The 9,459-nt window shown below is 44.3% G+C and carries 7 protein-coding genes; all 7 read right to left on the bottom strand.

Going from position 1 to position 9,459, the window contains the following annotated elements:
* Window positions 1-46 precede the first annotated feature (46 nt).
* The 7 genes from ASV53_RS09025 to ASV53_RS08995 all read right to left on the bottom strand — a co-directional run bounded on the left by ASV53_RS09025 (window position 47) and on the right by ASV53_RS08995 (window position 9,379).
* Window positions 47-2,323: an acyl-CoA dehydrogenase gene (locus ASV53_RS09025; RefSeq protein ID WP_094956848.1), complete on the bottom strand. Its 2,277-nt coding sequence runs from the start codon at window positions 2,321-2,323 to the stop codon at window positions 47-49.
* A gap of 61 nt (window positions 2,324-2,384) precedes the next feature.
* Window positions 2,385-3,059 carry a TetR family transcriptional repressor PsrA gene (gene psrA / locus ASV53_RS09020; protein WP_062690770.1) on the bottom strand — a complete coding sequence of 225 codons (675 nt, stop codon included), beginning with the start codon at window positions 3,057-3,059 and terminating at the stop codon, window positions 2,385-2,387.
* A 398-nt stretch (window positions 3,060-3,457) separates the two neighbouring features.
* Entirely contained in the window at window positions 3,458-3,931 is a 474-nt protein-coding gene (locus tag ASV53_RS09015) for a response regulator (protein ID WP_062690769.1), read from the bottom strand.
* A gap of 19 nt (window positions 3,932-3,950) precedes the next feature.
* Entirely contained in the window at window positions 3,951-5,276 is a 1,326-nt protein-coding gene (locus ASV53_RS09010) for an ATP-binding protein (protein ID WP_094956850.1), read from the bottom strand.
* A 161-nt stretch (window positions 5,277-5,437) separates the two neighbouring features.
* Window positions 5,438-6,853 carry an SLC13 family permease gene (locus ASV53_RS09005; RefSeq protein ID WP_062690768.1) on the bottom strand — a complete coding sequence of 472 codons (1,416 nt, stop codon included), beginning with the start codon at window positions 6,851-6,853 and terminating at the stop codon, window positions 5,438-5,440.
* 514 nt (window positions 6,854-7,367) lie between these two features.
* Window positions 7,368-8,837 (bottom strand): MATE family efflux transporter, encoded by a 1,470-nt coding sequence (locus ASV53_RS09000; RefSeq protein WP_094956847.1) that lies wholly within the window; start codon window positions 8,835-8,837, stop codon window positions 7,368-7,370.
* Between the two features lie 125 nt (window positions 8,838-8,962).
* The gene (locus ASV53_RS08995) at window positions 8,963-9,379 is read right to left on the bottom strand and encodes a CBS domain-containing protein (RefSeq protein WP_094956846.1); all 417 of its coding nucleotides are present in this window, start codon (window positions 9,377-9,379) and stop codon (window positions 8,963-8,965) included.
* Between the last annotated feature and the right edge of the window lie 80 nt (window positions 9,380-9,459).

Genomic DNA, 9,459 nt, shown 5'->3' with positions numbered 1-9,459 from the left:
CCACGGTACCGTGGCTTTTATTCTCAGTATTTCATCTCAATCTACTTTACGCAGCTTTACCAGATTCAAGTGTAAGACGAGTAAACTCCTCTGATGCAAAATCATCAACCGAAATGGCACGGCGGCGAAGTGCATCAGCATGGTTCATCTTCTCGACCTCGTGCTCAGTGATAAGCCCTGATGCAAGAGCAAGATCCAGCTTCTCACTCAGGATCGCTTTTCGAGGAATATCGCCAGCCTTAATCGCCTTGATCAATTTACGATCGATATCTTTCACATCTTGAAGTGCAATAAATGCACGCTCCATAATTGCAATCGGGTCGCCATCTTTTTCACCGACATAACACAATTTGGTTAAGCGATCGCGATGCGCTCCTGGTGTCATAAGTAGCTGTGCAATTTCAATGGTCACTTCATCTTTTGGCGCTTGGTAGCGAATACCCAACGGGAACAATAAAGTACGTAATAAACGACCAATCCCTTTACGAGGGAAGTTGTTCATTACCTCATCAAACGCGACACCACACTTATGCAAACAATGCTGAAGAGCATAGTGCACCATCGGCAAATCAGTTTGCTGACGGCCTTCATCTTCGAAGCGCTTAAGTGTTGCAGATGCTAGATACAGATGACTCAACACATCACCCAAACGCGCCGATACTAACTCTCTACGCTTCAGCTCACCACCAAGACTCAACATAGAGAAGTCCGCTGCAACAGCGAGTGCACGGCTCATTCGAGATAGATGGCGATAGTATTCCGCCGTTTCACCACTGACTGGCGCTTTATTAAAGCGTGAGCCAGTAAAGGCATTCAGCAAGGATTTAGATACATTACCAATCGCAAAGCTGATGTGTTTACCTAATAAGGCATCAAATTCTTTTGCCCCTTGCTCTGCATCAGGGTTAGCGGCAGCTTCCATTTCACTCAAGACAAAGGGATGACAACGAGTAGCCCCTTGACCAAAGATCATCAGGTTACGGGTAAGAATATTGGCACCCTCAACGGTGATAGCAACAGGCATACCGAAGTAATGATGGCCTAGGTAATTCTTAGGTCCCATTTGGATCGCACGACCAGCATGAATATCCATCGAGTCATTAAGAATCGTACGTGCCATTTCCGTCATATGATACTTAGCAATGGCTGTCACAATACCCGGTTTTTCTCCTTGATCGAGCGACGTTGTCGTCAAGGTACGTGATGCTTCAAGCATGTAAGTAAAGCCACCAATACGGCCCATTGCCTGAGCAACACCTTCAAAATTACCAATCGACATGCCAAATTGCTTACGAACATACGCGTAAGCGCCTGTGGTACGAGCCGTCATATGCCCTACCGCAGCGCCTAGTGCTGGCAATGAAATACCACGCCCTGCAGACAAGCACTCCACCAGCATACGCCAGCCTCGACCTGCAAAATCTTGGCCGCCGATAATCCAGTCCATAGGAATAAATACATCGTTACCACGTGTAGGCCCGTTCATGAAGGCCATATTAAGCGGATCATGACGCATACCAACTTCGACACCCGGATGGTCAGTTGGAATTAATGCGCAAGTGATACCTAAGTCAGCTTTATCGCCCAACAAGCCTTCAGGGTCTTGTAACTTAAATGCAAGACCAAGCACGGTAGAAACAGGAGCAAGCGTGATATAACGCTTATCCCAGTTTAATTGGATACCCAACACTTCTTCGCCTTGGTAATCACCGTAGCAAACCACACCTTGATCAGGAATGCCGCCAGCATCCGAGCCCGCTTCTGGGCCAGTGAGCGCGAAACATGGAATATCATCACCATTTGATAGGCGCGGTAACCAGTAGTCTTTTTGCTCTTGCGTACCGTAATGTGAGAGCAATTCACCAGGGCCTAACGAATTAGGTACCATGACACACACCGCCGCACTCAAACTACGCGTGGCGATTCGAGTCACTATGGTTGAGTTTGCCAACGCTGAGAAATCCATCCCGCCATATTCTTTACCAATAATTAGTGATAAGAATTTCTCTTTGCGCAGGTATTCCCATACTTCTGGTGGTAAGTCTCGGTCTTCTTGTACAATTTTGTAGTCATCTAGCATCGCCAGCAAGGTTTCAAGCTTGGTGTCGATAAATGTTTGCTCTTCATCCGTGAGCTGAGGTTTTGGGTAATTCAGTAACGTATTCCACTCAGGGGAACCGCCAAAGAGTTCACCATCCCACCAAACACTACCCGCTTCCATCGCTTCTCGCTCGGTATCCGATAGTGGAGGTAGCACTTTCTTAAACATCTTAAAAGCGGGCTCACTGAGATAGCGTTGACGCAAATTTGTTAAAGTGCTCATTTTTCAGGTCCTTTTGTTTCATTTATCGATAATCGACTATTTTGTTATATCTATGTAGGCATTACAGAGTTCCGTTTTGCTCATCACTCACAAGTAACAAGCTTTGTTCAATAGGTGCTGCGACGCCTGCCGCCAAATATGGCACCAAGCTATCAATAAGATCTGCGGTTGTTACTTTGCGAGCGAAATCATTTTCTGCAATTTGACGAAGCGCGGTACTCGACGCCATAGTGAATACTGATGCTCCGAGGGTAAAGTGCAAACGCCAAAACAAAGTTTCAGGATCCAGAGAGGGGTTGGCGCGGCACACTGCACTCGTGAACAAATTTAAGGCTTCTTTATAATGCGTAATCATGAACCAGCGTAAATGACCTTGCACATCGGTATAACCTCGGCCAATTAACGACATGAAATTACTCGCACCGTATGGGCGAAAATCGTCTAGTTGAACCAAAGGACGCTTGATGCAATGAAATACATCTTCCATGGTGATTTCATCACGAGAATGAAGCGATTCAAGCTCTTCTATCAAGACAGGGACAAATTGCTCTAAATAGCGATCAAGCACCGCGCGGATAAGGGTTTTCTTATCACCGTAGTGATAGTTCACCGATGCGAGATTAACACCTGCTTTACTGGTGATAGTACGTAACGAGGTTTCATTAAAACCATGCTCCGCAAACAGCAGTTCAGCGGCATCCAGAATTCGCCCTTTTGTTTCTCCTTTCACTGCCATTTTCATTCACCTGTATTAAACACATGTTTGAACTTTACATCTCATCATGTTTTTTAACAAGTATTAAACACTTGATATCGGCTCTCGCGTTCACAGTTCCAATGATACCTAATGCACATACTGCTGATTATAAGATACTTCAATAGATTCAAACTTAGAGGTAGAGAGCATTGCGAAGGGGTGGCTAGAATATTCGAGCCAAAAGAGATGAGTAAAAACAGTAGGGGAATAAAAGGATTAAATATTTTGTGGAAATAATGGGAACATTTTGCACATTGGCAGGTCTTATATAATGCCACTGCTTTTTCTTAGAAGATATTCTTCAAAGCCTGTTCACTGCTATGAACAGGCTTTCTTTCGTTTTGAACACAAGAGGATATCTTGTGCCTGTCACGTGATTAGCTCAACCGCCTGAATACCACTGTATTATCAAGAATATCGGTCCACTGCTGGTAATCTAAGCCCGTATCAAATACATACTCTGTAATCAGCGAACGTGCCGTTGTAAGCAGCACATCGGCTTTCCATGGCTTTTCAAAGTAACTCTCGATTCGCGCCCGATTAATTGCCGCTATGGTATCTTGATGCGTAGCTTGCCCAGTCAATAGTACCTTTTTCGTTGTACGAAAACGGGCATCTTGAGAAATTTCAGTCAGTAACTCTACCCCAGTTTTACCCGGCATAACATGATCTGAAATCACAAGTGCAATATATTCACCCTCGGCATCCAGTTCATCCATGAGATCTAGCGCTTCATCCGCAGATTCACAATCCTCTACATGAAAGTAATCATTTAATGGGGCGAGATCTTTCAGTACGGCGCTTAATACTTCCCTTTGGTCATCCACACAGATGATGTTCAACTTTTCCATAACCGTTCCTTACAAATTGCTAAACTATTGGCAGTTTGATTCTAAATTTGGTTTTATCTACATCGCTTTTTAACGCGATCGTTCCACCGTAGCTATGAACAATACGCTGTACTATCGACAACCCTAGCCCCAAGCCAAAAGACAAACCGCCTTTTTTGGTCGTGAAGTTCGGTTGGAATATTTTCCGGCGTGTCGCTTCGTCAATCATTGGTCCATTATTGCTAATGGTAATCATCAAACGATTCTTTGAATAACGCGTAATAATTTCGATGGTTGGTGCATCTGTTTGCTCCATGGCATCACACGCATTTTTAATGATATTAACCCAAACCTGAACGAGCTCAGTCGAGCTGGCCGTAATGGCGGGTAATACTGCTGGGCGCAAAACAACGTTCACCCGACGTAAGTTACTTTGCAACAATGCCAGTGATTTATGAATGGTGTCGTTTACATCAACATCAGATTGATAATCTTGATCACTACCGCCCAGTTGTTTCACTGAACGCACAATATTAGCGGCATGCTTGGCCGCAATACGCATGTCGTGCAAGTCTCGCCCGACATCCCAGTACTGCAACGCTTCATCTATGTTATCAAGCCATAAAGCAGGTACATCACCTTGGGGCAACGCCCTTGCAAGTTGACGGGCTTGATCTCGACTAAGCGCATACTTTACTTGCAACTCTTTGGCTCGTTGCCTAACTTGTGCTGATGTATTGGATTGGCCTTCACAAATCCCTAAATCAATAAAAGGAGCTGCATGGGGTTTGTTTTCTTCCAAGAACTGACAAATTGCGTCTTGAACAATTTCAGTCTTACTACTTAGCACACCAACGGCATTATTTAGTTCGTGGGCAATACCTGCCGCAAGCTGGCCAAGCGTTGTCATTTGCTCGGCAGCATAAAGCTTTTGCAGGGCCTTTTCTTTTTCTATCGCTTGCAGTCCAGTTAACATTTGTCGCTGTGCCAATTCATGCACCATAACAGGCATAAACTGTTCACTGAGCGAACCATATTGCTCGACATCAACTGCGGGTGTCGTTAAATCAATCCAAGCGAGTACACTGTCTTTCTCGGCGATAACGGTAGTTGAAGCTTGCTGGGTCTGAGCAAAAAAACTGTGCACACCAAAGAACATCCCAGGCTCAACGCTGAAGACTTTGGTGGTCAGATCGTTTTTATCGGCTTTTAAATACCCCGAAAGCTCACCGCTTTTTACCCAATACAGACGATCATTAAAGCCATCTTGTTTAAGCACTTGCGTACCGGATTTCACCGTTTTGGTGCGGCTTGTTTCCTGAAAGTAGACATCAATAATACGCTGTAACGCAGCTGGACGGTGCATCCCTTTGGGCACACCGTTTTGCGCTATCATGTCGTTATTCATCATGTCTGATATTGTTGTTGCCATAGCAGCCGTTATCTCCAGATGTCACCAGACCAGCATTACTGAATCGTCAGTTTGGCGCATTTTTCTGCGCCAAACTGTGATAATCGCAAAGCTATTTAAATGAAGTTCACTAGATGCAATAGCCAAACCATAACAAAGCTCATCACAACACCAACCACACCAATAATCACCCCCACACGCGCCATTTGGTTACTTTCAACATGGCCCGTCGCATGTGCTAATGCGTTCGGTGGAGTACTGATAGGTAAAGACATCCCCAACGAGGCAGCAAACGTCACAATCAAAATTAAGGTTATTTCTCCGCCCAATGGCACCAAACTCGCCATTGATGTACCTAGTGCTGCCATAATCGGCATCAATAAGTTCGCTGTCGCGGTATGAGACATAAAGTTCGCCATGGTCAAACACAGCACTGCCGCCCCGACTAACACAACATACGGAGAGTAATCATCAAACGGAATGCTATGTACCAACAAGCGAGCAAGGCCCGTTTGATCGAGTGCCAAACCTAAAGCAATACCACCCGAGACTAGCCACAAGACATCCCAAGAAATTTTCTTTAAATCTTCCTTATTGATAATGCCCGTTAGTGAAAACACAGCAACAGGAATTAACGCAACAGTGTAAGAGTTCATACCGTGAGTCGAGCCCATTAGCCACAGAATAATCGTCAGGGCGAACGTGACATAAACCGTGATCGCTTTCGGTGTTTTAAGGAATTTACCTTTAATGGTTAATTCAATTTTCTCTTGTTTTGCTGGGTATAACTTATTAATTAAAACCCATGCGAACATTAATAAAATCGCGACAAAGGGCACACCAAACATCATCCATTCACCAAAGGTAATCAGATTTTCGCCAGTGAGGTATTTAAGGGCGATCGCATTCGGAGGGGTACCAATCGGGGTACCAATACCCCCTATGTTTGCTGCAACAGGAATACACAACGCAAAAGCAATCTTCCCTGGATCACGATCGCCAAATAACGCAATCACTGGCGCAAGAATAGACAGCATCATCGCGGTTGTTGCCGTATTCGACATGAACATAGAGAAAATAGCCGTGATCAGCATTAAACCAAACATCACATATTTGGGTTGATGACCAAAAGGCTGAAGTAATACGCGGGCCAAGTTAACATCGAGGCGGTATTTGGTTGCCGCCATCGCTAAGAAGAAACCACCCAAGAACAGCATAATAATAGGGCTGGCAAATGTAGCCATAATATCGCTGTAAGAAAGCAATTCACCAAAGTGCTCTTGGCCATGATCCAAGCGGAACAAGTACAAACCTTTATCTGAAAGCAATAGCAGTTCAAGTACGATAATCACAACGGATGTGGCGTAGATAGGGATTGGCTCCATCACCCAACATAAAGCCGCCAATAAGAAAATTGCGATAACTCGCTGCTGAATCACAGTCATTCCTTCAACAGGAAATGCCGACGCAGGTAGCATTAAAATGATCACAGGGATCAAGATCGGAATGATATACCGAAGATATTGGCGCATGTTTGAATATTCCCTTAAACACTAATATTTGAATCTTGCTTGTAAACGCCGTCTCTTTCGCAGAAAAAAAGCGTTCACTGTCAACTCCGTTTGATAGTTATCAAACCAAGCAACTTAATACTTTAGTAGTAAGAGTTATATTGCGTTGTTACTGCTGTTTTTTCACCGGTTTAGATCAATAAACAAGTGAAATAAAACAATTATTTCAATCAAACTTTGCAAGCTAACTCGCTGAACAATAAGAGTAAACAATCTTAAATCACGACAAATAACCATCTAGATCACAAAATCGAAGTAAACGTGACTTACATCACCTTAATTACACTAATTTGTCACACAAATAATAAGCTAAGATATCAACACCGCATTATGGTTGCAGCTTTAGCGTGTCGGATAGAGGAAGGTACTGCAGGGCTATTGTTGAAAGGCGAGAGAGGAAAATTCGGCGCCTTTCCTATTCAAGAAAGGCACCGACAAATAAGAGTCTAGCTAAAGGTAACTTGCTAAAAATAAGTTACTTCACTGGCTGTTCTTGATCATTGGTCATCGACTCTTCAAGTACATTTTCTTGTCCTATGTAGGTACGAGAAGAACAAAACGGCGTAATCGGTACGCTGGGCTCAAGTATTTCAACTTCTTGCTGTTTCTGCTCATGTTCGTATGCCATGGTTTTAACCTGGCGGATAACCAGAGTAAAAGCCAGTATTCCAAACAAGACCGACCCGACAGCTTGCCCCATCAATACCCCGCCCGCACCAGCTAATTCACCCCCAATGTACACAAATGGGATAGTACCCAGTGTTGCTTTACCCATATTTAACGCTGTCGACCACGTTGGACGATTCAGGTTATTAAACGCAGCATTGGCAACAAAAAGTGCGCCGTTAAAGATGAAAGTCACAGCAACAAAGGTACAGAAAATACCTATCATGTAAGCAGCATCACCTTTCAGGCTAAAGATACTGATAATAAGGTCTTGCCCTAGCCACAACAATATCGATACCAACACGCAGTAGACCGAAGTAAATAGCAACGCATCTTTTAAGGTACGGGTAATGCGATCCCACCGTTCCGCGCCAAAGTTTTGCCCAATAATAGGCCCAACCGCACCAGATAATGAAAATACCAAGGCAAAACTAACCGGCATGATTCGGCCAATAACCGCATAACCGGCGACAAAGCTTTCACCAAACTGTGCGATATGGCTGGTGACAAACGCATTTCCAATCGGTGTCGCGGTATTGGTTAAGATGGCAGGAAAGGCAATCGCACACACACTCGCCAAAGATGCTTTAAACGAGATGAGGCTTGGTTTAGCAACGAGGTTATGTTTATAGATAACAGCGTGAAGAGAGAAAACAAGAACGGCTAATCGAGCAAACACAGAGGCTATCGCAGCTCCTTCAATGCCCATTGATAACCCAAAGATAAAAATAGGGTCAAGTACCGCATTCACACCACCACCTATCAAAGTAGCAATCATAGAACGGCGAGCATCACCCACACCACGCAATGCAGCACCTGCCGCCATTGAAATAGCGATCATGGGTGCGCTTGGTAGCAAAATAACCAGATAAGACGTTGCAGCTTCGGCGACTTTTCCTTTCGCACCTATCATGTCGAGTAACTGGGGTAATTGCCACAGCATCAAAGTCACTAAGATGCAGCAGATAATGAAAGCAAACATCATGACGTTAATCGTCAAGTCTCGCGCTTTCGCATGTTGCTTGGCACCAAGTGCACGTGAAACCAAAGCCCCCATCGCAATCGAAGTACCGATTGAAGCTGAGGTGGAAAAAAAGACCAAGGTGCCAGCAAAGCCAATCGCCGCCGCAAGCTCAATTTCACCCAACATACTAATAAATAGCATATCGACCAGATCGACTAAAAACAGTGCCATTAACCCTATCGCACCGGTTCCTGACATCACCGCGATGTGTCGCATGGGTGAACCTGTGACAAACTTTGCGTGCTGTTCGCTCATTAAATTACCTTTATTAGTACCAATCTAGATTGGTATGACGTCCTTTTCTCAAAAAGAGAAAACACGCTAACGACAAAAAAGGCGCACAGTGCGCCTTTTTCATTCTTTTTAATCATTGAGCGAAATCATACTGGATGCTGAAAACAAGCGCCAATTTGATTACTGATAGCGGTTAGTACATCACGTCGAGTGATCACTCCCACCAATTGACCGCTTTCAACCACGGGGTAAATTTTGGGTTTTTGTCCCGACATGATATCGGCTAATTCGATAATCGAACTATCTGGTGAAACGGTTAATACATCTTCTCGCATACACTCACCCACGGTGTGTGTATCTTGACAGTGATAACCGACTTTGATCAGTTTCTGGATCATATCTTGCTCAGATAAGAAACCAACAACCTGACGATTAGCGTCAACAACAGGACCACCGATTTGTTTGGCCGTTAACAACTTATCAAGTGCCGCAGACAGCGACTGACTTGGATCAAAAGTCACTGGGCGCATATTCATATAGTCTTTAACTTTTAACGATTCCATGCATCCCCCTAAATCTTATTATGTACAGAGAAGTGTGTTCTGAAAATTGATGCGAAGAATCAACGATTGCTGCCTTGCAT

The organism is Photobacterium sanguinicancri (assembly GCF_002265265.1).
GTDB classification, from domain to species: domain Bacteria; phylum Pseudomonadota; class Gammaproteobacteria; order Enterobacterales; family Vibrionaceae; genus Photobacterium; species Photobacterium sanguinicancri.
Note: the sequence above shows the minus strand (reverse complement) of the source record. Positions and strands in the feature narration are given on the sequence as shown.

Coding starts and splice junctions, on each gene's coding strand:
- ASV53_RS09015 (WP_062690769.1), bottom strand. CDS start 3,931: ATGGAAAAGTTGAACATCATCTGTGTGGATGACCAAAGGGAAGTATTA.
- ASV53_RS09010 (WP_094956850.1), bottom strand. CDS start 5,276: ATGCACCGTCCAGCTGCGTTACAGCGTATTATTGATGTCTACTTTCAG.
- ASV53_RS09025 (WP_094956848.1), bottom strand. CDS start 2,323: ATGAGCACTTTAACAAATTTGCGTCAACGCTATCTCAGTGAGCCCGCT.
- ASV53_RS08995 (WP_094956846.1), bottom strand. CDS start 9,379: ATGGAATCGTTAAAAGTTAAAGACTATATGAATATGCGCCCAGTGACT.
- psrA (WP_062690770.1), bottom strand. CDS start 3,059: ATGGCAGTGAAAGGAGAAACAAAAGGGCGAATTCTGGATGCCGCTGAA.
- ASV53_RS09005 (WP_062690768.1), bottom strand. CDS start 6,853: ATGCGCCAATATCTTCGGTATATCATTCCGATCTTGATCCCTGTGATC.
- ASV53_RS09000 (WP_094956847.1), bottom strand. CDS start 8,837: ATGAGCGAACAGCACGCAAAGTTTGTCACAGGTTCACCCATGCGACAC.